Here is a 25,999-nt window from a genome sequence, read left to right as displayed (position 1 = left end):
CGTCAGTTCATGATGGCGCGCATGGGTCCCGGGGTCCAGAGGCCGGTGTGGGTGTCCTGGGTGACGACGAGATCGGCAGGCGTCTGGTCGACCAGCGGGGTGAGCCGCTGCAGGCTGCCCCAGTCCTTCGCCCACGAGTTACGCAGGTACGACGGCAGCACCGTCGCCGACAGATCGTTGTCGACCATGCCGAGCGGACCGCCGTAGTTACCGGCCATCCAGTTGCGCGAGTTGACCCGTTCGCCGTCGGCGTCGGGGGTGATCCGCCACTTCGGGATCTCCCAGATGCCGTTGTGTACCTCGGCCGGCCGCTGGCACGGGAACGCCAGGGCGACCTCCCAGTCGAGCAGCGTCGGATCCTTACTGCCGACAAGGTCGTTCAGTGTCACCATCGGGGTCACCCGCGGCGGGGTCACCGCGAGCCAGCCCGAGGGATCCGACGACGTGTCGGCCGCGACCACGCGCACGACACTCGCCCGTGGCGGCGCGGTGTCGAGCGGGAACCGCATGTTGCGCCATGCGGGGTCGGTGGCGATCCCCAGCGGCACCTGCGAGGCAACCGTGGTCACCGAGCCGTCGGGCTCGACACGACCGAACTCGAGCCGCAGCTCCGGCCCCGGATGGGTGACGGCCAGGTCGTCGATGTAGCCGACGGTGCCCGCCACCGACAGCGTCACCAGCGGTGCATCGGGGCTGCGCTTGGGCAGCTGATACCACTCGGAGGTCAGCGAGGCGCGGCTACCCGGGGCACCGTAGCTCCCGAGCACCGGCACCTTGGCCGGGTCGAGACCGAAGGGCAGCTTCACCGACGAGCCGTTGACACCCTTCGTCGCGGTGGTACCACCTGCGGTATCGGCTGTGCCGGTGGAGTTCTCGCCCGTGTCTGTGGCCGCGTTGGGGTCAGTCTGAGTAGGGTCCTGCTGATCGGAGTCGGCGTCGTTGTCGTCGTCGTAGGTGGTCTGCAGATCCGTCGCCACCCCGTTGGGGGTGAATCCGACCATGTCCTTGCCGGCCAGCGCCGCACCCGGCGACGAGTTCTCTTGTCCGGCAACCCGTGCCGGGGAGAGCAAGCCCTTGTTGGGGTCGGCTTCGACGAGGATCGCATCGGCCAGCGCGCACGGGTTGCCACGCAGGGCGTTGACGTTGGAACTCGCCCACGACCACGAACCACGTTGGGTCTGAATTGCTTTGGCGAAGGAGATCATGTTGAACACGAGCACGACAGCGAGCACGATCGCCAGCGAGTAGGTGGGCATCCGGCCGAGGAACCCGCGGGCGCCGGAGGTCGGCTCGACAATCGGCTCACCCAGTTGGGCGCGGCGGTCGTCGCGAAAATACTGCCAGGCACCGACCAGCGTGATGATGACGGCGATCAGCAGAATCGGTTGGTAGAGCTTGATTCCGGCCACATTCGGGGTGTCGTCGCCCCACGGGATGCCGTAACTGCCGACGTACCACCATTGGTTACGGCCGGTGAAGACGACGGCGAGTACGTAGGTGGCCGCCGCGGCGATGAAGGTCCGATTGCATCGTCGGCGGATCACCTGCGGGGAGATGAACGCGGTCGCCGCGGCGACGAGCACACCGGTCAACGTGGCGAAGGCGCCGTACTGATGGGTGGCCTTGGTCGGCGAGAAGGCCAGCACGCCAACGGCTCCGGCGAGGATCGCGACGATCCGCCACAACGGCGCGGTGGCGATGCCGGGTACTCGACGCCTACTCAACAGCACCAGCACGATCAGGATGACCGCGAAGAGCGTCATGAAGATCCCGACCCGGCGGGCAATCGACCCGTCGGTGGTGGGGTTCTGCAGGATGTAGTACCGCATGGCCTCGGTCCACCATTTGTTGGTGGGTCCGACGATCCCCTGCACCTTGACACCCTCGAGAATGGAGGCGAGCGGCTGGTCGGCGAATATCTCGTAGAGCACCAGCAAACCCGAGGCGAGGATCGGGGTCAGCGTGGGGAACCAGCCGTCGCGTCGAATCCGGAAGCGCAAGCGTACGAAGATCGGTCGCAACGCCGCGATCAGGGCGACCGCCGCGATGGCACCGGCCGGGTGGACGGTCAACGTGAAGGCCGCGACGACGATCGCCAGGGTCAGCGGGAAGAGGCGTCCGGTCGCCACGGAACGCTCCACCAACAACCATGTGGCGAGGATGCCGACGGCCAGGAACGGTTCCACACGCAGACCGTTGTTGAACGCCAGCCACACCGCGAGGAAGGCGAAGGCACCGGCCCAGCGGGCCGCACGCGAATTGCGGACCGCGCTGCCGATCCGGCCAAAGGCCCCGCGCGAGAGCATGAACCAGCACAGGACACCGAAGATCAACGGCAGCAGCCGAAGCCACGGGGTGGCAGTGCTGACCTGCATCCACAGCGCGAGATACTGGTAGTGCCACCCGAACGGGTCCTGCGGCACACCGAAATACCGGTAGTAGTTGTCGAGATAGCCTGCGCCGGGAGCGATCCGACCAACGGTGACCTGGTATCCGTCGTCGGCGGTGTTGCCGCCGACGAACAGCCAGATGATCAGCACCGCGACGACCAGCGCATCCAGGACGCTCATATGCCACCACGGCTTACGACCGGGCGGCAGCGCAGGGGCATCGTCCTCGTCGTCCCCCCGGGGCCGCTTCATCCGGCCCGGGAGCAGGCGGCGGCGTCTGCGTCCGTCCTGGGTGTCGAGGACCGCCAACGCGATCATCGAGGCGATGCTCATGACGATACCGACCAGCGCCGCAGCGAGTTTCAGTGTCGTGGGGCTCGACACGAAGCGGGTGTCGACGGTCGACGAGTACGACAGTCCCGTGGTGTCGACGGTGGGCGGCAGGTCGGTGTACACACCGATGATCTGCGGGCGGGCGTTGGGATCGTCGAGGCGGAACGAGGTCGATGCACCGTCGGCCGCCGAGAAGCCCTGGATCTCACCGCGGATACCGGAGGTATCGGCGTGGATGACGATCGTGCAGGCCGGAGTGCTCTGCGCCTGCGCACGGGGGACGTTGAGCAGAACGGCATTTCGTTGGGCGACCAGCAACCGGTCGGTGGTCGCGCGGACGAACAGCCCCACCTTGCCCGCCTCGGCCCCGTTCTCCGGGACGGTGCTCACGAGCACTCCGCCCCGGGCCGGCAGGTCGGCGGCGAGCCGACACGGAACGCTCAGGTCGAGGTTGGTCGGCGTGTAGGAAACGTTCGGCGCCAAGATGTTCTCGACACCGGACGCATTCTGCGAGGTCGGCTGGGGCCACTTGATCTGCACCTTGGTGTAGGTGACCGGCAGCGCCGCCATCGCGAGCGCCAGCACGATGCCGATCAGGCCGGCGACGACCGCGACGATCCGTGCGATGCGGATCCGGCGGCTACGGCCGGCGTGCACGGGTGTCGTGGTGGTCTCAGTCATTCTCGCTCACCACCCTGATCGCTCCGCTCCTGGTCCAACCCCATTCCGTCGTGTCGCCCATGCGCACCGTCGCCGGTCGCGCATCGGGCACCAACGGTGTCAGTTGTTGCAGCGCACCCCAATCCCGGTACCAGTCACCCTGCAGATACGTCGCCATCGTGCTCGCCGAGGTCAACGCGTCTGCGGTGGTGAGGATGCCACCACCGGAGGTCGCCGACTGCCATGACTTGGATTTGGAGAATGTCGTGGTGCGATCGGGGGTGATCCGCCACTGCGGGATCTGGCTGATCCCATTGGTCACGGTGATCGGATGCTGGCACGGGAACTGGCTGCCGACCGACAGATCCAGCAACACCGGCGCGGTGGAACCGACGAGGTTCTGCAGCGTCTCCAGCCGCGGCGCACGGGGCGGGGTGAAGGCCAGCCACTGATCGTTGGCGAGGTTGTCGTCGACGGCCACGATCCGCATCGCGGTGGCGCCCGCGGGCACCGACGACATCGGGATACGCAGGTTGCGCCATGGGCGGTTGGGACGGTCCGGTCCGGGATCGAGGGGCACGACCGACGGCCCGATCTGCCGGAAATCACCGGAGGCGCTGGAGGTTCCGAACTCGACGGTCAACGAGCGGCCGGGGGTGATCACCCCGTCCTGATCGACGGAGAACACCGGCCCGGCAGCGGTGATGACGATCAGCGGCGAGGAGGTGCGGGCCGGCAGCGCGTACGGCATCGAGGTGAGGGTCGCGGTGCCGTTGTCGTGGCCGTAGCTGCCCATGACCGGTGTGCGGGCCGGATCGAGGCCGAACGGCAGTGCCGCGGTGGAGCCGTTGACGCCCTTGGGGCCGACTCCGCCGGTGGTGCCCGGTTGCGCACCGGTGACCACGAACGGCCGGGAGGGGTCGGCGCCGGTGTTGATGGTGCCCGCGCTCACCGTCGTCGAGTCGGGTGTGAGATCCCCGGCGACCCCGTTGGGGTCGAAGCCCTCGGACTTCCCGGCGAGTGCCCGGGAGATGTCCTCGGTTCCGATCGGTCGCAGCGCACCGGTGTTCGGGTCGGGTTCGACGAGGACCTGATCGGCCATCCCGCACGGATTGCCGGTCAGCGCGCGCAGGTTGGCGCTGGCGGTGGTGTACGAATCCGACCGGGCGACAGCGGCCTTGGCGAACAGCAGCAACTCGATGAGCACCACCAGCGTCGCGATGATCGCCATCGGCGAGGAAGCGATCGCGGTCTTCACCCACCCCGGGGTGCGCGAATTCTCCCGCATCCGGCCGTGTTCGGCGTCGACGTCGATGCGCAGGTGGAACCAGACCGCGGCGGCGAGCGCGAGCACCGTGAGCACCAGGAAGATGCTCGAGAGTTGTTGACCTTCCAGCACCGGCGCTTTGTCGAACCATGAGATACCGAAGTCGTACGCCCAGCCCCAGGCGTTCTGGCCCGCGACGGCGACCGCGCAGGCGAACAACAGGCCGGCGATGTAGACGCAGAGGTTGCGGGCTGAGCGGCGTGCCGATTCGGCCACGGCCACCGCGGCGACGGCGGCCAGTGCGGCCGCGACGCCTGCATACACACCGAACTGCATCGTCCACTTGGTGGGAGTGAACGACAGCAGCAGCATCGACAGCCCGAAGGTGCCGATCAGGCGCCACACCGGCGCCGGGTCGACGCCACGAACATGCTTGCGGCGCAACATGACAGCGATGGTGACAAAGACCGCGGCGAGTAGCAGCACAACCGGAACGCGGCGTACGAGGGTACCGTCCTGGCTGCTGAGTGTCAGGTAGTAGTAGCGCAGGAACTCCTGGTACCACGACAGCACCGGACCGACGGTGTAGCGCACCCGAACCGCCTCGGCGACGGCAGCCAGCGTCTGGTCGCGGAAGACGATGATGACGACCACCCCGGCCATCGCCGCGACCGGGGCGAGCGTCGCGAGCAGACCGTGTTCTGCGGCGCGGCGGCGCACGTTGCGCAGCATCGGCCGCGAACCGGCCACCAGGATCGCGACCGCGATGAGTCCCTGCGGTGCGGCCGCGAGAGTCATCCCGGCGGCCAGTGTGGCGCCGAGGGCCGGCAACATCCGGCGGGTGGCGATCGCCTGCTCGACACCCCACCAGGTCAGCAGCGAGCCGAGCACGATGATCGGTTCGGAGCGCAGGCCGCTGTCGAGCGGCATCCAGAACGCGACGAACACTGCTGCGGCGGTGAACATCGCCCACTGTGAGCGGCGCACCGCGCCACCGAGTCGCGGCAGCAGCACCCGGCTCAGGATGAACCAGCCGATCAGCCCGGCAACCAGCGCGGGCAGGCGCATCCAGATGCCCGCCGTCGAGATCTGCGACCAGTGCGCGAGGAACGAGTAGTACCAGTCGAACGGCGCCTCGGGGATGCCGTAGAAGCGGTAGTAGTCGGCGAGGTATCCGGCGTCGACACTGTTGCGGCCCATCTCCAGGATGTAGCCGTCGTCGGGGCTGCCCGCACCCAGAAAATGCCACACCACCAGGACCGCGGTGACTGCGAGGTCGACGGCGCGCGGCATGAGAAGCCGGCGGACGTCGGGCAGGCCGATGCGCCGGTGATAGCCGCCGAGGATGTCGAGGGCCGCGACGGCGACAGCCGCGACGAGTGCGGCGAGTACGCCGAAGATCATCACGGTCAGCTTGATCGCCGACGGGGTGGTGTCGAAGCGGTTGTCGACGGCGATGCGGGCGGCCATGCCCGACGTCGAGTCCAGGTCGGTGAACAGTCCCGCGACCTGGGGCTGGTCGGCGGCTTCGGCGGTGCCCTGCGCTGCGGGTCCCGGCACTCCGACGAAGCGTGCGTGGGTGATCCCGGCGGTGTCGGTCCGCGAGACCCACACGTGCAGGCGTTGGCAGGTGGCGAGTTGTTCGGGCGTGGCGCTCGCCAGCTGGGAGTTGCGCACCGCGGCCGTCACGCCGCTGGAACCGGCGGTGATGAACAGGCCGGAATCGGTGGCCTTCTGCGCACTGCGCGGCATCGTCGACACGAGGACCGTCGATCCGGTCCCCGTCTTCCCGACGGCATCGGCGAGCACCCGGCAGTCGACGGTCACATCGAGGTTCGACGGCGTTTGTGCGACCAGCGGGGCGGTCACCGACAGCGACTGGGGCTGCGGCCACGTGATGGTCGCGGTGTGGGCGGTGACCGGCAGGAACGGCGTCAGGACCGCGGCGACGACGGCGATCAGTCCGGCCACCACGGCCACGATCGACCAGGTGCGTGGATTCGACGGGATCGCGATCCCACCGATGTGCAGGGTGCGTCGATCGCCACGCCGATCGGGCGTGGTGGACATCGGCGTCGCGGGCTCAGTCATCTCAGACCGACACAGTAGTGGACGCTTACTGAGAGCCGTCTCAGTAGTGCTCGATCACCGGGCCCGCCGCAGCGCTTCGCCCGGCATGCCTTCGTCACATAGCATCAGTCATCGTGCCTGCGACAGCGCCGTCTTCACTGTCCGACGCGGACCGGCCGACGGGGTCGCCGACGGTCCGTTCTGCACCGATCACGTTGATCGCCGTCATCGCGGGTGTCGTGGGCGCGGTGCTGTGTGTGATCACCCCGCTGTTGCCGGTGAGCGTGACGCAGGCGTCCTTCGACTGGCCGCAGCATTCGGTGGGCGCGCAGGCGACGACGCCGTCGGTGACGGCGCCGCTGATCGCGCAGACGGCCGAGTCCCTCGACGTCACGATCGACTGCGCCGTGCTGCGCGGCCTGCCCGCCGCCGGCGGCGTGGTGCTCGCGACGATGCCGACGGCTGCTCCCGACTCGAAGGCCAAGGCCCTGTACGTGACGGCCACCCGGGATGCGGTGTCGGTGACCTTCCGCAACGTGGCGGCCGCCTCGATCCCGCGCAGCGAGCTCGCCGGGTGTGCGCGGCTTCATGTGTTCTCCTCGGCGACCGCGACGGGAGCGGAGTTCGCCGGGCCGAGCGGTGCACGAGTCGGCACCTCGGCCGGCGATCTGGGCGCCGACGCTCGGCCGCAGATCGACGGGATGTTCACCGATCTGTCCACCGCGCAGGTGCTGGCCGCCGGGTCGGGGGTGCGGGCGCACGTGCAGATCGACAATCGGTACGAGAGCACGCCGTCGACGCTGAAGCTGCTCGTGATGATCCTCGCGGTGCTCTGCGTTCTGGTGTCACTCGCGGCGTTGTTCTGGCTGGACCGGCTCGGCCGGTATCGACGACGGGTCGGTGCGCGCCCCCGATGGGCGCGGCGGCTGCGCCCATCGCCGACCGATCTCGTGGTGACCGCGGTGTTGGGCGTGTGGACATTGTTGGGCGCGGGGACACCCGACGACGGTTACATCCTGAACATGGGACGCACCGCGGGTTCGTTCGGTTACCTCGCGGATTACTACCGTTTCTACGGGATCCCCGAGGCGCCCTTCGACTGGTATTACGCATTCCTGGGGCACTGGTCGGCGCTGTCGCCTGCACTGTTGTGGATGTTGGTGCCGCAACTCGTTGCGGGACTGGCGAGTTGGTTCGTCCTGAGTCGGGTGTTGTTGCCGCGACTCGGTGGCGCCGTGAGCCGTTCGCGGTGGGCGATGTGGTCGGCGGCATTGGTGTTCGCAGCGTTCTGGCTGCCGTTCTGCAGTGGGTTGCGCAGCGAGTCGATGATCGTCCTGGGGTCGTTGCTGACCTGGTGGGCCGCCGAGAAGGCCATCGCCACACGGGCTCTGCTCCCGGCCGCCCTCGCCGCGATCGCGGCCGGGTTCACCCTCGCGCTGGCCCCGCAGGGACTCATCGGGGTGGCCATCCTGATCGTGGCGGCACGGCCGCTGCTGCACATCCTGCTGGCCCGCCGGCGCGAGGCGGGTCTGGCGCCGCTGGTCGCACCGATCGTCGCTGCCGGGGTGCTGGTGCTCGTCGTCGTCTTCCGTGATCAGACGTTGGCGACGGTGATCGAGGCGACCAAGGTCCGGTATGTGACCGGACCGGTCATCGACTGGAATCAGGAGTATCTGCGCTACTACTTCTTGACGGTCAACACCAAGGACGGCTCACTGACGCGGCGGGTGCCGGTGCTGTTGTTGCTGGCGGCGCTGATCGTGACGGTGGCGGTCATGTTGCGGCGCAGCCGGATCAGTGGGGTGGCGCCGGGTCCCGCGTGGCGGTTGATCGGGGCCGTCGGGGTGAGTTTGCTGTTGCTGGCGTTCACCCCGACCAAGTGGACCATCCAGTTCGGCATCTTCGCCGGTCTGGCGGCGGCGCTGGCCGCCACCGCGACCGTGGCGGTGGCCCAGTCGGCGGCGCGCTCCACGCGCAACCTGACGGTGTTCGTCTCCGGGTTGTTCTTCGCGCTCGCTGCGGCGATGGCCGGCAAGAATGCCTGGCCGTATGCCTACGAGTACGGCATCTCGTGGTTCGATCGGGCGCCGGTGGTGGCCGGTATCGGTGTGTCGACGATCTTTCTGGTACTCGCGGTTGTTGCTGCGGCACTTGCGGTGTGGCAACACCTGCGCCTGGACTACGTCGCCAATCGCGGACTCGCGCACGGCGACGGGCACAGCCGCGCCGATCGCCGGCGCCTGGTTGTCGCGTCGTCGCCGATCGCGATCATCGCAGCGTTGATGGTGATCTCCGAGGTGCTGGTGTTCGCCAAGGCGGTGGCGGTCCGGTATCCGGCGTTCACGGTGTTCGGCGAGAATCTGAACACGGTGCGCGGCAACAGTTGTGGCATGGCCGACCAGGTCCTCGTCGAGTCGGACCCCAACGCGAGCATGTTGCGCCCGGCGGGCGGCGAGACGGCGTCGGCGGCGTTGTCGGGCACGCGATCCGGTGCGACGTCGGTCGGCTTCTCCCCCGACGGTGTTCCCGGCGATCTCACGCCCAAGCCCGGTAGTGCTCGTCCCGGTCAGATGAATGTGGCCGCACCCTTTTCCCAGCCGTTCGCCATCACCGGCGGGCTCGGCGCGGGAACCACCGGCGGGCGCGGACCGCGGACCGTCAACAGCTCCACCGCGGCCCTCCCGTTCGGCCTCGATCCCGCGACGACGCCGGTGCTCGGCAGTTACGGCTACAACGGCGAGGCCCGGCTGACCACCGACTGGTACGACCTGCCGGCGCGCAATTCGACTCCGCTGCTGGTGTTCTCGGCCGCCGGATCGGTGGCGAGCATCGACATGTTCGGGGTGTACATCTTCGGCCGGCAGGTGGTGGTGCAGTTCGGCAGGCCGGGACCGGACGGCTCCTTCGAGCAGGTCGGTCCCGACGTGTCGCCGATCGATCCCGGTCCGGTGATCGCGAATCGGCCGTGGCGCAATCTCCGGGTGCCGATGGCGGCGGCACCGCCGGCGGCCACGGTGATGCGGCTGTCACTGCTCGACGACAATCTCGGTGAGGATCAGTTCTTGGTGATCACCCCTCCGCGGGCGCCGAAACTGGCGACGCTGCAACAGGTTGTCGGTTCCGATGCGCCGACGCTGATCGACTTCAGCGTGGCCGCGCACTTCCCGTGCCAGCAGCCGTTGCAGGTCACCCACGGGGTCGCGCAGGTACCCCGGTGGCGCGTCCAACCCGACTTCGTGACCGCGAACTCACAGTCGAAGACCTGGGAGGACGCCGACGACGGTGGCCTACTGGCCATTTCGGAGAGTACGACGTCGGCGCAGACGGTGCCGACGTATCTGTCCGGCGACTGGTACCAGGGCTGGGGAGCACTGGAGAAACTCACGCCGCTGGCCGCGGGCGCCCCCACCGCTGCGCTGACCGTCGGCACGAGCACTCGCTGGGGCTGGTCACGGACGGGATCGATCAGGGTGGAGTCGTCGGATGATCAGTGAGGATCGACAGAACGATGTCGCCGAAGGGACACCCGGTATTCGGACCCGGGGTACTCGGACCCGGGGTATTGGGACCCGGGGTATTGGGACACAGCCCGGTGGTCGCGGCGTGCGGATCGCCGCCGCGGTCACCGGACTCGTGGGCTTCCTCCTGGCGATCCTCACCCCACTGCTGCCGGTGAATCAGTCCACGGCCGAACTGAACTGGCCGCAGGGATCGGCGGTCGGCAACGTCGCCACGCCGCTGGTGGCCTTCGTGCCGATCGACATGGACGTCGCGGTGCCGTGCTCGCTGGCCGCCGAGCTGCCGGCGTCGGGCGGGATGTTGCTCTCGACGCTGCCCGAGGGCGGGCAGCAGGCGTCGGCGCGGGCACTGTTCGTCCGTGCAACATCCGATTCGCTGGTGGTCACCGACCGCGACGTGGTCCTGCTCAGCACCCCGCGTGCAGCTGCGCAGTCGAATCCGAACTGTCGCATCCTCTTCCATGCCGACGGCACCGGTGTCTCGGCGCGCTTCGCCGACGGACCCGGGTCGGCATCGTCGGCACCGACCTTGCCCGGCGACGGCCAGCACACCTTCTCGGTACCCGATCAGCAGATGCGCCCGCAGATCGTCGGCGTCTACACCGACCTCCCCGCAACAGCGTCCCGCGAGGGTCTACGCCTGCACGCCACCATCGACACCCGGTATGTGAACTCCCCGACCACGCTCAAGATCATCGTCATCGTCCTGGGAATCGCGATGACGATCGCGTCGTTGGTGTCACTGGGCGTTCTCGACCATCGGGATGGTCGGGGGCACAAGCGTTTCCTGCCATCGGGGTGGTGGACGATCCGCGCGCCCGACGTCGTGGTGTTCGTGATCCTGGCGTTCTGGTGGATCGCCGGCGCCAACACCTCCGACGACGGCTACAACTTCACCGTCGGCCGGATCACCGACGCTGCCGGATACGCCGACAACTACTTCCGCTACTTCGGGGTACCGCAGGACCCGTTCGGCTGGCACTTCCAGGTGATCGCCGCGATGACCCACGTCAGTCTCGCCGCGCCGTGGATGCGGTTGCCCGCGTTCGCTCTCGGTCTGCTCGGCTGGTGGTTGATCTCGCGTGAGGTGATTCCGCGGTTGGGTCGCGCGGTACGTCACAGCACCCCGGCGGTGTGGTCGGCGGCCTTCGTCTACCTCGCGATCTGGTTGCCCTACAACAACGGTCTGCGTCCCGAACCCGGCGAGGCGGTGGGCGCGTTGCTGACGTGGTGCTGCGTCGAGCGTGCGATCGCCACGCGACGGTTGCTGCCGTACGCCGTCGCGGTGATCACCGCGGCGTTCACCCTGGCGCTCGCGCCCGGTGGTCTGATGGCGGTGGCCGCCCTGCTCGCCGGCGTCCGGCCGATGGTGAAGGCCGTGGTGACCCGACGTCGCCGTGACGGTCTGGTGCCGATGCTGGCGCCGATCCTCGCCGCGGGCACCGCGGTGCTGTTCGAGATCTTCGCCGCACAACCGCTGATGCCGCTGCTCGTCGGCAATCGGGTCGCCACCGACGTCGGCCCGACCCTGGAGTGGTGGGAGGAGCCGGTTCGGTATTACTACCTGATCCTGCCCACCGCCGACGGTACGTTGACGCGACGCTTCGGGATTCTGGTGATGATCCTGTGCCTGGTCGTCGTGCTGCTGCGGCTGTTGCGCCGTGTTCACCCGAACGGCATTGCCCGCGCGCCGATCTGGCGACTGATCGCGGTGACCCTCGGCACCATGTTCTTCATCTCGTTCACACCCACCAAGTGGACCCACCACTTCGGTGTGTACGCCGGCATCGCCGGTGGTCTGGCCGCCGCGGCCGGGGCCATGATGGCGCCGGCCATCCTGCGGTCGCGCCGCAACCGAACCTTCTTCGCCGCAGCGCTTCTCGCGGTGACCGGCATCTCGTTCACCGGCACCAACGGCTGGTGGTTCGTCGGTAGTTACGGTGTCCCGTGGTGGGATCGGCCGCCGTCGCTGGCCGGCGTGCAATTCGGCTGGGTATTCCTGGTGCTCGCGGTCATCACCGCGGCGGTCGGGCTGTGGTTCCATTTCCGCGACGACTACGTCGACGAGCAGACCCGCACGGGCCACTCCGAGCACTGGTACTCGCGGCTGAAATTCTCGCCGCTACCGGTCATCTCGTGCTTTGTCATCGTGTTCACCGTCGCCACCTTTGCCAAAGGCGCCTACGCGCAGCGCGATTCGTTCTCCTGGCTCAACTCCAACATGCGCGCGCTCACCGGCAACTCGTGCGGTCTGGCGGACGACGTGCTCGTGGAGGCGAACCCGAACACCGGCCTGCTGCGCCCGGCTGCCGTCGACGGACGTCCGGCACCCGACACCTCCGCCGCGCTGGCCGGCACCCCGACCGGTCTGCCACCGAATGGTTTCTCCCCCAACGGGGTTCCCAACCAACTCAGCGTCGACACCACCGAGGACGACAGCGCGTCGTCGGCGACCAACAGTGCGCAGTCGGGGGCCGGCGCCACCGAGTCCTCGTCGTCGGACGACTCCGCACAGGGCGGTACTGCCGGCGGTCAGGGCGCCCGCGGTGTCAACGGCTCGACGGTGCAGTTGCCCTTCGGATTGAGCCCATCACAGACGCCGGTTCTGGGCACCTACGGGTCGCCGACCGGGACCGGAAGCCTGACCACGTCCTGGTATTCGATGCCGGCACCCTCGGATACGGCACCGTTGTTGACGATCGCGGTCGCCGGATCGGTGCAGGCCACCGACGGGGTCGGCGTCGTCCATCCCGGCCAGCAGGTGATCGCGCGGTTCGGCCGGCTCGGCGCCGACGGGCGCGTGACACCGCTGGGTACGATGACGCCACTCGACATCGGCGAGGCGCCGACCTGGCGCAATCTGCGCTTCCCCCTGGCGAATTCGCCGGCACGAGCAGACGTCGTGCGCATCGAGGTGCGCGACACCGCCGGCGCACCCGCCGAATGGGTGGCGCTCACCCCGCCGCGGATCACCACCATGGCCACCCTCAACGACGTCGTCGGGCGCACCGATCCGGTGTTCATCGACTGGCTGCCCGGCATGGTGTTCCCCTGCCAGCAACCGATGGCCGTGAAAGACGGTGTGCTGCAGGTACCCAAGTGGCGGATCATGCCGGACGCCGACGCCACCCGCAAGAACAGCCAGACCTGGATGGCCGGTACGGCAGGTGGCCCACTCGGCATCACGGAGGCCATGCTGATCCCCACCCTGTTGCCGACGTATCTGCGCAACAACTGGGCGCGGGATTGGGGTGGCCTGCAACGATTCGCCGAGATCGATCCGGCACCACCGGCGCAGCTCGATCTCGGTACTGCGCGGCGATCGGGGCTCTACAACCCGGCACCGATGCGCTCGAGCGGTTATTGACGATCGTCTGCGCCGAGGAACCTCACTCTCGTGGCGTTATCCGATCGTTACCGACCATTTCGGTTCCGTGACGCATACCGGGTGAGACTTGGGCAGGCTCGACCTCGGTCATAGCGTTGCGGCATGACCACATTCACCGCTCCCGGACTCAGCAGCGAAACCGCTTCTACCGTCACGAAGATCCTGCAGGAGCGTCTCAGTGCGCTCAATGATCTGCACCTGACGCTCAAGCACGTGCATTGGAATGTCGTCGGCGCGAACTTCATCGGCGTGCACGAGATGATCGACCCACAGGTCGAGCTGGTGCGCGGCTATGCCGACACCATCGCCGAACGCATCGCCACCCTCGGCGAATCGCCGAAGGGAACGGCCAAGGCGATCGAGGCCGACCGCTCGTGGGACGACTATTCGATCGGACGAGATACCGCTCAGGCCCACCTCGGCGCGCTGAATCTGGTGTACGACGGTTTCATCACCTCCCAGCGCGATGCGATCGCCACCACCGGCGAACTCGACCCGGTGACCGAGGACATCCTGATCGGTCAGACCGCTGAGCTGGAGAAGTTCCAGTGGTTCGTTCGCGCGCACCTCGAGAGCTACACCGGCGACCTCGCGACGGCCGGCCAGACCACCGAGGCCGACGCCGCAGCCGCGGCACGCAGCTGAAAACCTGCTCATGCCAAACGATTCCGCTCCTGCGGCCGCGGATGCCCGCCATCCGGCCATGATCCACCCCGCCGCCGGTGATGCCGAGGTCTCCGCGACCCCGGCGTCACCGGACTCCGGGCAGTCCCGCGTCGGCTTCTGGTGGTGGGCCATGATCGTGGCGGTCATCATCTGGATGACCGTGATGGCCGTGGGCTTCGTCGGCTCGATCCTGCTCGCCCTGGCCCTCGTCGGGTTCTTTGTTATCCTGGCCGCAGGCACGGTGTTCGCACTGTCCCGGCTCTGAGCGATCCGCCCTCCGAGAGATCTGCCCCTGGGGTGATTCACCGGAGTACCGGGGAGAATCCTCTGCCGATACACCGGATGTGAAGCCAACCGCATCCCACCGCCTGGCCGCAAGTAGTCGAACGACAGTCACCAGTGATTGTCCGGATCTTGAGGACACGAGAGGCAGATGGACGTGGTAATCGATGACATCCCAGCCTGGTCAGATCGCAGCGGAGAGCGGATTCACCCTCTTCGATGATCTGGAGCTCCACATGCAATTCGCACCGGTGTGTCGATTGCACGACGGCGCCGTCGCCGCCGTCGAACTCACCTTGCGTGGTCCCACCGGGACGCGCCTGGGTACTGCGCGAGCACTGCGCCGCGCTGCCCGTCTGATGGAACAACACCAGGTCCTCGACCGCCGCAGGAACGAGTATGCGGCCACGCCGACGGCGCAGTCGATCGCCAAGATCCTGCCGCTGCTGGTGCCGATGGACCTCGAACTCATCGACGGCCTCGACGACGACACCCGCGAACGGCTCGAGCAGCGAGTGCTCGTGGTACTCCCCGACGCCGTCGAACGCAGTCCCCAACGCACCCTGGCGCGGGTCGCCCGGGCACGGCAGGAAGGACGCATCGTCTGCGTCGACGGCCTGACCAGCAGCGATCAGGCGGCGACGCTGCTCTCACTGGTGGAACCCGACATCGTCATCACCGGCGCCGACCTCCTCGACGCCGTCATCGAACCCGACGGCACCAACCTCGACCCGGCCCGGCTGGCGCACACCCTTGCCGCGCACACCGAACGTTCGCACGCCGTCGTCATCGCCGACGGTGTCGACACCGAGGCCAAACGCGTCGCCGCGATGACCCTGGGTGCGTCCTTCGGGACGGGCGCGCTGTATCCGTCCGTCGAGTCACCGGCGGCGCTGCAGACCGCGACCGTCGTCGCACTGCCCGAGCTGCCCGTGTGGTCGACGCCGCCGCCCGAGGCGGCCACGCCCTACGCCATCGCCTCGGCATCGCTGACGCCGCGGCTGGGCAACAAACGGCTGCTGATCGAGATGAGCAAGGCACTCGAGGAGCAGGCAGCGATCGGCGGTGCCGCCGTCGTCGTCGGGACCTTCCAGCACGCCCGGCATTTCACCGAGCGCACCGCAGCACGCTGGCGTGCCATGTCCGAACGGACCGGGCTGGCCGGCGTGTACGGGGTCGATCTCGTCGACGTCCGCGACGGCAACGTGCATCGCGCGCCACTGGCCCCCGACGACGACCTGGTCAACGAATGGAACGTCGCCGTGCTCGGTCCGCACTTCGCCGCGCTGCTCTCGGCGCGCGATCAGCACTGCGGCGCAGACGATCTGGATCGCACCTTCGACTTCGTCCAGAGTTATGACCGGCTCACAGTCACGCAGGCGGTGCATTCGATCCTGCAACGCTTCGCCTGAATCACCCGCCCTGCGCGGGCATACCACCGGTGATGCTCAGCCTCACCTTGCTTGCGCAGCGCGGCTTTCGGCGTTTGGGTGGGTTCATGACCCCTCTCGACGGCGCGACTGCCGAGCACGATCCGGCAGAGCCGCCGCATCAGCATTCGGGCGAACCCCATGCCGGGGGATCTCTGTCGAACCGCCTCAACTGGTTACGCGCCGGCGTGCTCGGCGCAAACGACGGCATCGTCTCCACCGCGGGAATCGTGATCGGTGTGGCCGCCGCGACCACCGACCGGGGACCGATCTTCACAGCGGGAATCGCCGGGCTCGCAGCCGGGGCGGTGTCGATGGCGCTCGGTGAGTACGTGTCGGTGAGCACGCAGCGAGACACCGAGAAAGCGTTGCTGGCCAAGGAGAGCCGCGAACTCCGGGAGCAGCCGCAGGCGGAATTCGACGAGCTCGTCGGCTTGTACGAGGAGAAGGGGCTCACGCACGAGACCGCGTGCCGCGTGGCCACCGAACTGACGGCCCGCGATGCCTTCGAGGCCCACGTCGATGTCGAACTCGGGATCGACCCACACGAACTGACCAAGCCATGGCTGGCGGCCGCGTCGTCGGCGGTGTCGTTTCTCAGCGGGGCGCTGCTGCCGATGCTGGCGATCCTGATCCCGCCCGCGTCGCTGCGTATCCCGATCACCTTCGCCGCGGTCGTCGCCGCGCTGGCGATCACCGGATTCACCGGCGCTCGGCTCGGCGGCTCCTCACCATGGCGACCGGTGTGCCGCGTCGTGGTCGGCGGCGCGCTAGCGATGATCGTGACATTCGCGATCGGGCGCCTCGTCGGGCATGCGGTTGGGTGAGCGGCGGAACCAGCACCGGTGCAAGGGGTCTCGAGGCCCGGCGCCTGGGGCGCCGGGCACCTCGACCATCCCCCGATGGTCGAGGTGCGAGGAGCGATAGCGACGAGCCTCGAGACCGCCTGCCGCGGTGCTGGTTCCGAACCACCGCACCCCGAGCGCACGCGACGGGATCGTCAGATCGGCATCAGGAAGTGCTTGCGCGGGGTGCGGATCATCTGCTTGTCCCGCAACTGCGCCAACGCTTTCCGTAGCTGGAGTCGGGTTTCGGCGGGTTCGATGACGGCATCGATGTAGCCGCGCTCGGCGGCGAGGTACGGCGTGGCCATCATCGTGTTGTAGAAGTCGATGAAGTCGCGACGAACCTTGTCGGCCTCGGCGGCCGACAAGCCCTCGGTCTGGCGACGGGTGAGCACAGCCGCCGCCGATTCCGCACCCATCACCGCGATCTTGGCCGAGGGCCACGCGAAGTTGAGGTCGGCGCCGAGTTGCTTGGAACCCATCACCGCGTACGCACCGCCATAGGCCTTGCGCAGCACCACCGTGATCTTCGGGACGTCCGCCTCGACGTAGGCGTAGAGGAAGCGGCCCGAACGTCGGATCGTCGCCTTCTGCTCCTCGGCCAGACCCGGGAGGATGCCCGGGGTGTCGACGAGGAAGATCAGCGGGATACCGAAAGCGTTGCAGATGCGCACGAATCGCGCAGCCTTCTCCGACGAGTCGGTGTCGAGGGTGCCCGCCATCACGCTCGGCTGGTTGGCGACCACCCCGACGGCATGTCCGTCGACGCGCGCGTATCCGGTGATGATGTTGGGGGCGAACAACTCTCCGACCTCAAGGAACGCACCGTCGTCGAACAGCTTGATGATGATGTCGTGCATGTCGTAACCGGCGTTGTCGTAGTCCGGCATGAACGAGTTCAGCGAGAGATCGGAATCGGTGATCTCGGGCTCGAGCCCGGGATTGATCACCGGCGGCTTCTCGTAGCAGCTCGACGGCATGTACTGCAGATACTCGCGGACCCACTCGAACGCGGCTTTCTCGTCGGCGGCGACGTGGTGGATGTTGCCCCACCGCGCCTGATTGTGCGCGCTGCCGAGGTCTTCGGCCGAGATCTCTTCGCCTGTGGTCTGTTTGATGATGTCGGGACCGGTGACGAACATGTACGACTTGTCCTCGACGGCGACGAGGATGTCGGTGTTGGCCGGGGTGTACACGGCGCCACCGGCGCACTTGCCGAGGATGATCGAGATCTGCGGGGCGAGCCCGGACAGCAGGTCATTGCGCCGACCCATCTCGGCGTACCAGGCGAGCGAGGTCACCGCATCCTGGATACGCGCACCGGCCGAGTCGTTGATGCCGACCATCGGGCAACCGATCCTGCCGGCCCACTCCATCAGCGCGGACACCTTGCGCCCGAACATCTCTCCGACGGTGCCGCCATGCACCGACTGGTCGTGGGAGAACGCCGCGACCGGACGTCCGTGCACCAGACCATGACCGGTCACCACGCCGTCGCCGTACCCGGTCTCGGCGGCGCCGGGCATCTTGGCCAGGGCACCGATCTCGATGAAGGTACCAGGGTCGAAGAGCATCGCCAGCCGCTCACGCGGGGAGAAGATGCCCTTCTTCGCACGCTTGGCGACCGCCCTCTCCCCGGCCGGCTCCTTGGCGAGTTCGAGCTTGGCCCTCAGGTCGGCGAGTTTGGCTGCGGTGGTGTCCATGTGATCCTCTGCGTGGTCCGCGGTATCGCGGTCTGTCACTTGCTGGTGGTGGAACCGACGGTACCGAGTCGGCGGGTCAGATCGGCGCCGATCCTGCCGATGTACGGCTCGTCGACGATCGACAGGTGATCACCGCCGATGTGGATGATCTCGAGGTCGTCGACCACCTCACCCCACCGGCCGTCCTCGTCGATCTCCGCCCACTGCGGCTCGAGTTCGATTGCGCCATCGTGCATCTTGTCGGCGCGATACAACACGACCTTGCCACCGTAGGGCGTCGGGGAGATGTTGGTGAGCGCGCGGTTGTCGATGAACGAGGTGCGCTGGTGCTCGATGATGCCGCCGGGAATCTTGGTGCCCGACATCGACATCATCTCCATGATGATCGCGAACTGCCCCTCGTCGTCGGCCTCGACGAGCCGATCCATCGGGATCGGGATGTCGGCGTCGAGATCGTAGTTGCGGATCGCGAAGTCCTTCCACCGCTCCAGTCGTGCCCGCTTGGTGTCAGGGGTCTCCACGACATCGTGGCGAGGACGGACGACGTCGATGAGACCGACGAAGTCGACCTCCTCGCCTGCGTCGCGCAACACCTGCGCGGCACCGTAGGCGAGCGCGCCGCCGAGCGACCAGCCGACCAGAACGTACGGGCCGTGCGGCTGCACCTCGCGCAGGCGTGGCATGTACTGCCGCACACGCTCTTCGATGCTGCCCTCGACCCTGTCGAAACCGATGACCGGCGCCGACTCCGGCAGCCGCTTGAGCAGCGCCTCGTACGCCGAGGTGTTACCGCCGGCTGGGTGGAACAGCAGCACCGGCGTCGGGTCACCGGCCTGCGGGTCGTAGGTCTTCTTCCCGTCGATCAGTCGCAGGTAGCGCACAAATCCGTCGGTGTCGGCGGCCGCGTCGAGGAACTCGCGAACATAGTTAGACATCTCCTCGATGGTCTCCGAATCGAGGATGTCCTCCACGTCGATGTCACCACCGGTGCGCTCGTTGAGCTTGTCGGTGAGAGCTTGTGCCACATCCTCTTCGAGGACCGGGAGCTTGTTGAAGATGCCGCCGGCCGAGCGTTTGGTGACCACCGCATACACCCCGAAGGTGAGCCGTTCGGCGGCGTCACGCGGCGGGACGTCGGAGCCCGCGGCCTCGGCGACCGCGGCCTGCGAGGTGAGATCCGCGGGCTTCTGAGCGCTGTCGGCGGGAGCGGGAGCGCTGTCGGCGACGGAGGGAGCGCTGTCGGCGGGAGCGGGAGCGCTGTCAGCGGGAGCCGGAGCGCTGTCGGCGCGTTTGGCGTTCTGCTCGTCGATGTAGGCGTTGAGCGCGGCGGTGTCGAGTTCGCCTCCGCCGGCGGCATTCTCGGCGAGGTCGTCGAGTTCGTCGCGGTGATGGACCGCGTAGTTCACGAACTTGGAGACGTCGGAGAGATTCGCCTGCCGCATGGCCTGGAGTTGCAGCTGCGGGATGTCGAACTCGAATTCGACGCGATTCTTGATGCGCACGGCCATCAGCGAATCGAGGCCCAACTCGACGAGCGGGATCTCGCGGGGCAGATCCTCCGGGTCGTAACCCATGGATTCGCCGACGATGATCGCGAGCCGGTCGTCGATCGACTCACCGGATTGCGGGTCCCACTTGTTGCCGATGTCGTCGATGATCTCGTCCTCGACGACCACCGAGTTGTCGATGTAGCCGACCTTGCGCGGATCGATGGCGCCGTCGGCGGGTTGGGGGGCGCTGTCGGCGGGTTGGGGGGCGCCGTCGGCGGTACCGGCGACGGTGACGACCGCCTCGAACAGCAGGCGGAAGTTCTTGTCGTGCTTGGCATGCACGGTCACCGACGCACCACCCGGGTGCGGGCTCAGCGTCGTCGTGAGCGTTCCCTCGCCAGCACCGGCACCGATCTCGCCGTGGGCCACCGCGGCACCGACCGTCACCTCGGCGAGGACCTGTGCGGCCGCGGCACGGACCAGCTCACGCACGTCGGTGACCGCGCCGGCGTTGACCTCCCAGGCATGCCGGCCGTCGGGCAGCGCCACGTGTGCACCGGGGATCGATCCGCTGCCACCACCGGAATTCACGGTGGCCTTGAGCCAGTACGGCTTTCGCTCGAAGCGGGTGCGCGGGATGTCGGCGAACGCGCGGCCGGCGCCGGTGCCGAACAGCGACGCGACATCGACGGCGTGACCGTGCACGTACAGCTTCATCAGGGCATTGATGACGCCGAAGCTCTCGTCTTCCTTGCGGCGCAGCGTCTCGATCAGCTCGGCGTTCTGGAGTCCGGCCGAGAACGTCACCGCCGCAACGGAGATCAGGACCGCCGGGTTGGGCGAGAGTTCGAGGAAGGTGCGGTGACCGTTCTCCACCGACTTCGCGATGGCCTGCGAGAACCACACGCTGTGGCGCAGTCCCTTGAGGAAGTAGTCGATGGTGTGCACCGGCTCGTGCCCGGGACGATAGAAGGTCTCGCGGTCCACCGAGCTGTAGAACCCGACGGTCGGGCGCAGTGGTTCGATTCCGGTGAGCTCGTAGGCCAATTCGCCGAGCAGCGGGTCCATTTGCGAGGTGTGGCTCGCACCCTTCGTCTGCAGTTTGCGGCCGAGTTTGCCCTCCTTCTCGGCGCGCTCGACGATGGCGTCGACCTGCGGCTCTGGACCACCGATGACGGTGTGAGTCGGCGCCGCATAGACACAGATCTCGAGGTCCGGGTAGTCGACGAGGACGTCGTTGATGTCCTCGGCGGAGTACTCGACGAGCGCCATCAGCCGGATGTCGTCGCCGGTGAGCATCGACTCACCCTCACCCATCAGACGCGAGCGCTGACAGATCACCCGTGTCGCATCCTCGAGCGAGAGACCACCACTGATGTAGGCGGCCGAGGCCTCCCCCATCGAATGCGGTACCAGCACACCGGGTTGCGCGCCGAAGTGGCGCAACGTGTCGGCGAGGGCGACCTGGATGGTGTAGATGCCGACCTGGCTGGTCTCGATGCCGTAGGTCTGTGCGTCGTCGAGGAACATCTCGACGATGGAGTATCCGAGTTCGCGCTGCACGAGGTGATCGACGCGGTCGGCGTACTTGGCGAACACCGGATTCTCGGTGTAGAGCTGTTTGGCCATCTTGCGGTGCTGCGACCCGAAGCCGCTCAGCAACCACACCGCCGATGCGGCGTCCGGCGAATCCGCCGAGTACACAAGCGGATTGGCCTTGCCCTCGGCCACCGCACGGACACCCTTCACGGCGTCCTCGTGGGAGCGGGCCATGACGACGGCGCGCGACCGCCCATGGTTGCGGTGCGCGAGCGCCCGTCCGATGTCGGCGAGCGGGGTGGCTTGTCCGGCATCGGATTCGAGCCACTTGAGCAGATCGGCGGCCGCCTTGCGGCGCCGCGACGGCAGGAACGCCGAGATCACCAGGGGCACCACCGACCCGTCGACCGCGCATGGCGCGAAGTCGTCGGCCGGATCACGTTCGGCGACAACGGCATCGGCTTCAGGAGCGACCGACTGCGCGGCGAGTACCGCACGTTCGGCCTCGGTGAGGAAGTCCTCGTCGTCGTCGAGGTCGGTGGCCGGTGTCTCGGCGGCGGCCGCGTCGGCCAGATCGGCGACGGCGGCCGGTTCTTCGAGGTCGCCCGGGAGTACCTCGCGGACGATGACGTGGGCGTTGGTGCCGCCGAAGCCGAATCCGGACACCCCGGCGATGGCGTGCCCGGAGTAGCGCGGCCACTCGGTGATCTCGTTGGTGACCTTGAGTCCGGTCGCCTCGAACTGGATGTAGGGGTTGGGTCCGGCGTAGTTCAAGGAGGCCGGAATCTTGTTGTGCCCCATGGACAACACGACCTTGGCCAGTGCACCGGCACCGGCTGCGGACTCCATGTGCCCGAAGTTCGTCTTGGCCGATCCGAGCAGCGCGGGGGCACCGACGACACGTCCGCGACCAACCACCCGGCCCAGTGCGTCGGCCTCGATCGGATCACCGAGAATGGTGCCGGTGCCGTGGGCCTCGACGTAGTCGACCTGACGCGGATCGAGTGCGGCGTCGGCATACGCCGATCGCAGAACCTCCACCTGCGCTTCGGGATTGGGCGCGAAGATGCCGTTGGAACGGCCGTCGGAGTTGACCGCCGTACCGGAGATCACCGCGAGGACCTGATCGCCGTCACGGCGGGCGTCGGCGAGCCGTTTGAGGACGAACAGACCACCACCCTCGGAGCGCACCATGCCGTCGGCGTCGGCGGAGAAGGCCTTGATGTGCCCGTCCTTGGCGACCGCGCCGATCGTGTCGAAACCGACGGTGGCAGCCGGGGTGAGGATCATGTTGACGCCACCGGCCAGGGCGACCTCGGACTCGCCCGAACGCAGGCTCTGCACGGCCTGGTGGACGGCCACCAGCGACGACGAGCACGCGGTGTCGATGGCGACCGACGGGCCGTGGAAGTCGAAGAAGTAGGAGACGCGGTTGGCGATGATCGAGGTGGCGGTGCCGGTCAGGGCGTAGGCCGCGGTCTCGTCGGAGCCCTCACCGAGACCGAGAGCGGCCATCAGCTGGTAGTCGTTGGTGGAGGTGCCGACGAAGACGCCGACGCTGCCACCCTTGAGGTCGCTGGCCGGGATGCGTGCGTGTTCGAGGGCTTCCCACGTCAGTTCGAGCGCGAGCCGCTGCTGCGGATCGACCATCTCGACCTCGCGCGGGCTCATCTGGAAGAAGTCGGCGTCGAACGACTTGACGTCGTCGAGGTATCCGCCGCGCAGGTTGCGCTTCTCGAGGACCTCGGCCATCCGCGGGTCGGCCTTGAACTCGGTCCAGCGATCGTCGGGGAGGTCGGAGATGCCGTCACGGCCCTCGATCAGGGCCTCCCACGTCGACTCCGGCGACTGACCGGCCTTCGGGAATCGCGTGGAGAGCCCGACGATGGCGATGTCGTCGGCGTCGCTGCGCTCGCGCTCCCAGAAACGGTCGGCGTCGGTGTCGATGCCCTCGTCGGGATCGCCCTCGATGATGCGCGTCGCCAGAGTTGCAATTGTCGGATGGTTGTACACGACGGTCGCGCTCAGGATGACGCCGGTCTTGTCCTCGACGTCGGCGGCCAGCGCCACCGCATCCCGCGAGGACAGACCGAGTTCCTCCATCGGGCGATCGACAGAGATCTGATCGGCCGGTACACCGGTGGCCCGCGCCACCCAGTCACGCAACCAATCGCGTAGCTCGGGGACGGTCAGCCCACCGGCGGTCTCCCCGTCGGTGCTGGTGGCGTCGACCTGGTTGTTCGGCTCGTCGTTATTCAGTTCAGACATCGTTTCTCAGGGTACTTGGCGACGGCTCGATGGCCGCGCGGGTTCGTGACGGCGGCCGGCCGACGCGGAGGATGTGCGGCGAAAGGCTTCGCTGCGCTACACGCCCGCATCTGGGAAGGCCGTCTGCTTGTACCCACCTCGCAGGCTGCCGTCGATGTAGGCGGCCTTGGTCGCGCGGCGGGCGATCTTGCCGCTGGAGGTGCGTGGGATGGACCCGGCGGGGACGAGCAGGATGTCGCGGGCCATGACGCCGTGGCGTCCGGCGATGGCCGCGCGCACGGTGTCGGCGACTTCTTGCGGGTCGTGGCGTTTACCCGGTCCGCGCTCGGCGACGATCACGAGTTGTTCGGAAGCGTCGTCGGGGTCGAAGGTCAGTCCGCTCGTGGATTGTTCGAAGACCACCTTGGGCAGTTCGTTGGCCGGGACCGCGAAGGCCGCGACGAATCCGGGGCGCAGGGCCGGACTGGCTTCTTGCGCACTGAATTCGAGGTCCTGCGGGTAGTGGTTGCGGCCGTCGACGATCACCAGGTCCTTGACGCGGCCGGTGATGTAGAGCTCGCCGTCGAGCCACACGCCGTAGTCGCCGGTGCGCATCCAGGTGGCGTCGGCGGGGGCGCCGTCGGTGTGGCTGTTCTGCGCGAGCGGGGTGGTGATCGTGTTCTCGAAGGTGTCCTTGGTTTCCTGCGGCTTGTTCCAGTAGCCGGCGCCGATGTTGAGGCCGTGCAGCCAGATCTCGCCGACCTCGCCGTCGGCCTTCTCGATGCCCACGCCGTTCTCGTCGTATTCGGCGGCGTCGACGATCGCGGCCCACTGGCTGAGCGCGACCTGTCCACAGGAGACCTGGGCGACGGCGTTGGGCGCGTCGGAGTCGATGACCTTCATCCGGCCGGCGTTGAGCTCTTCGCGGTCGACGTAGATGACCTTGGCTTCGTTGTCGCGTTGGGTGGCCGACACGAACAGGGTGGCCTCAGCCATGCCGTAGCACGGCTTGATCGCGGTCTTGGGCAGTCCGTACGGGCCGAATGCCTCGTTGAATTTCTTCATCGAGCTGACGGTCACCGGCTCGGAGCCGTTGATCAGGCCGATGACGTTGGAGAGGTCGAGTTTCTCCCCTTCCTTCGGCAGGCCGCGGGCGGCGGCGTGCTCGTAGGCGAAGTTGGGGGCGGCGGCGTAGGTGGGTGCGTTGTCGTCGTCGGCGGCGAGCTCGCGAATCCAGCGGCCGGGCCTGCGCACGAAGGCCTGCGGGCTCATGATGGTGATGTACTTGCCGCCGAGAGCGGGCAGGATCACCGTGAGCAGGCCCATGTCGTGGAACATCGGAAGCCAGGTGACGCCGCGGGCATTGCGGTCGATCTCGATGCAGTCGTAGATCTGCAGGACGTTGGCGGCCACCGCCTGGTAAGTGATCTCCACGCCTGCGGGTACGCGCGTCGAGCCCGATGTGTATTGCAGGTAGGCGACGGTGTCCTTGTTGTGGTCCTTGCCGGCGATGGGTGCGACCCAGCTCGAGCCGACCGAGTCGGGCACGGCGTCGACGGCGATGACGCGGGGACGTTCCTTGGCCGGGCGGTCGGCGAAGAAGTTGCGCACCGCTTCGGCGGATTTGGTGGAGGTGAGGATCGCGGTCGGCTCGCAGTCGGAGAGCACCGCGGTCAACCGGTCGGTGTGACCGGGCTCGTCGGGGCTGAACAGCGGAACCGCGACGTTGCTCGCGTACAGCGCGGCGAAGAAGCCGATCACGTATTCGAGCGATTGCGGGGCGAGAATGGCGACGCGGTCGCCGTGTTTGGTGACCTGTTGCAGCCGTGCCGCCACTGCACGGAGTCGCTTGCCGAACTGTGCCCAGGTGAGATCCTGACGTTCGCCCTCGCGCTCCCGGCTGTAGTCGATGTAGCGGTAGGCGAGTGTGTCGGCGGCATCGCGGACGTTGCGCTCGACGTAGTCGACGAGTGTCGCGTCCTCGGTGAAGTGCAGCTGACCGTTCTCGTCGAGGAACTGCTCAAATTCAGTCTTCAGCATTCATTACTCCTGTGGCCCCCACGTTCCTGCCCCCATTTGGGCATATCGTGCGTACCTCGTGGCACACCCCGCGGCGCCCGACCGCGCTGCTCGGTTCAGTGTGACCCTCAGGTCGTTCCTTGCCGTGCACC

11 protein-coding genes are annotated in these 25,999 nt (G+C 67.7%); 6 read left to right on the top strand and 5 right to left on the bottom strand.

Annotation, left to right across the window (positions count from 1 at the left end):
- Positions 1-2 precede the first annotated feature (2 nt).
- Both J6U32_RS04330 and J6U32_RS04325 read right to left on the bottom strand, forming a co-directional pair.
- Positions 3-3,404: an arabinosyltransferase domain-containing protein gene (locus tag J6U32_RS04330; protein WP_208793701.1), complete on the bottom strand. Its 3,402-nt coding sequence runs from the start codon at positions 3,402-3,404 to the stop codon at positions 3-5.
- Positions 3,397-6,741: an arabinosyltransferase domain-containing protein gene (locus J6U32_RS04325; RefSeq protein ID WP_208793700.1), complete on the bottom strand. Its 3,345-nt coding sequence runs from the start codon at positions 6,739-6,741 to the stop codon at positions 3,397-3,399. The genes J6U32_RS04330 and J6U32_RS04325 overlap by 8 nt, the downstream gene beginning before the upstream one ends.
- Before the next feature lie 113 nt (positions 6,742-6,854).
- Here J6U32_RS04325 and J6U32_RS04320 point away from each other — a divergent pair, with 113 nt between their 5' ends.
- From J6U32_RS04320 to J6U32_RS04295, 6 genes are all read left to right on the top strand, one after another.
- Positions 6,855-10,214, top strand: a complete 3,360-nt coding sequence (locus J6U32_RS04320; RefSeq protein ID WP_208793699.1) for an arabinosyltransferase domain-containing protein — start codon at positions 6,855-6,857, stop codon at positions 10,212-10,214.
- A 109-nt stretch (positions 10,215-10,323) separates the two neighbouring features.
- Complete coding sequence (locus tag J6U32_RS04315) at positions 10,324-13,605, top strand: arabinosyltransferase domain-containing protein (RefSeq protein WP_208793698.1); 3,282 nt, start codon at positions 10,324-10,326, stop codon at positions 13,603-13,605.
- Positions 13,606-13,728: 123 nt separating this feature from the next.
- Complete coding sequence (locus J6U32_RS04310) at positions 13,729-14,271, top strand: Dps family protein (RefSeq protein ID WP_208793697.1); 543 nt, start codon at positions 13,729-13,731, stop codon at positions 14,269-14,271.
- Positions 14,272-14,281: 10 nt separating this feature from the next.
- Positions 14,282-14,557, top strand: a complete 276-nt coding sequence (locus J6U32_RS04305) for a hypothetical protein (RefSeq protein WP_244332587.1) — start codon at positions 14,282-14,284, stop codon at positions 14,555-14,557.
- A 184-nt stretch (positions 14,558-14,741) separates the two neighbouring features.
- A complete protein-coding gene (locus tag J6U32_RS04300; RefSeq protein ID WP_208793696.1) occupies positions 14,742-15,986 on the top strand; it encodes a DICT sensory domain-containing protein in 1,245 nt (414 codons plus the stop codon).
- An 86-nt stretch (positions 15,987-16,072) separates the two neighbouring features.
- Positions 16,073-16,831, top strand: coding sequence for a VIT1/CCC1 transporter family protein (locus J6U32_RS04295; RefSeq protein WP_208793695.1), 759 nt, complete (start codon positions 16,073-16,075; stop codon positions 16,829-16,831).
- 173 nt (positions 16,832-17,004) lie between these two features.
- Here the strand turns inward: J6U32_RS04295 and J6U32_RS04290 are convergent, their stop codons facing one another.
- The 3 genes from J6U32_RS04290 to fadD32 all read right to left on the bottom strand — a co-directional run bounded on the left by J6U32_RS04290 (position 17,005) and on the right by fadD32 (position 25,868).
- On the bottom strand, positions 17,005-18,552 hold the full coding sequence (locus J6U32_RS04290) for an acyl-CoA carboxylase subunit beta (protein WP_208793694.1): 1,548 nt from the start codon (positions 18,550-18,552) through the stop codon (positions 17,005-17,007).
- 35 nt (positions 18,553-18,587) lie between these two features.
- Positions 18,588-23,849: a polyketide synthase Pks13 gene (pks13, locus tag J6U32_RS04285; RefSeq protein WP_244332585.1), complete on the bottom strand. Its 5,262-nt coding sequence runs from the start codon at positions 23,847-23,849 to the stop codon at positions 18,588-18,590.
- A gap of 96 nt (positions 23,850-23,945) precedes the next feature.
- Positions 23,946-25,868, bottom strand: a complete 1,923-nt coding sequence (fadD32, locus tag J6U32_RS04280) for a long-chain-fatty-acid--AMP ligase FadD32 (protein WP_208793693.1) — start codon at positions 25,866-25,868, stop codon at positions 23,946-23,948.
- Positions 25,869-25,999 lie beyond the last annotated feature (131 nt).

It is taken from the genome of Gordonia polyisoprenivorans (assembly GCF_017654315.1).
GTDB lineage: Bacteria > Actinomycetota > Actinomycetes > Mycobacteriales > Mycobacteriaceae > Gordonia > Gordonia polyisoprenivorans_A.
Note: the sequence above shows the minus strand (reverse complement) of the source record. Positions and strands in the feature narration are given on the sequence as shown.

Coding starts and splice junctions, on each gene's coding strand:
- J6U32_RS04300 (WP_208793696.1), top strand. CDS start 14,742: ATGACATCCCAGCCTGGTCAGATCGCAGCGGAGAGCGGATTCACCCTC.
- fadD32 (WP_208793693.1), bottom strand. CDS start 25,868: ATGCTGAAGACTGAATTTGAGCAGTTCCTCGACGAGAACGGTCAGCTG.
- J6U32_RS04305 (WP_244332587.1), top strand. CDS start 14,282: ATGCCAAACGATTCCGCTCCTGCGGCCGCGGATGCCCGCCATCCGGCC.
- J6U32_RS04295 (WP_208793695.1), top strand. CDS start 16,073: ATGACCCCTCTCGACGGCGCGACTGCCGAGCACGATCCGGCAGAGCCG.
- pks13 (WP_244332585.1), bottom strand. CDS start 23,849: ATGTCTGAACTGAATAACGACGAGCCGAACAACCAGGTCGACGCCACC.
- J6U32_RS04330 (WP_208793701.1), bottom strand. CDS start 3,404: ATGACTGAGACCACCACGACACCCGTGCACGCCGGCCGTAGCCGCCGG.
- J6U32_RS04290 (WP_208793694.1), bottom strand. CDS start 18,552: ATGGACACCACCGCAGCCAAACTCGCCGACCTGAGGGCCAAGCTCGAA.
- J6U32_RS04325 (WP_208793700.1), bottom strand. CDS start 6,741: ATGACTGAGCCCGCGACGCCGATGTCCACCACGCCCGATCGGCGTGGC.
- J6U32_RS04310 (WP_208793697.1), top strand. CDS start 13,729: ATGACCACATTCACCGCTCCCGGACTCAGCAGCGAAACCGCTTCTACC.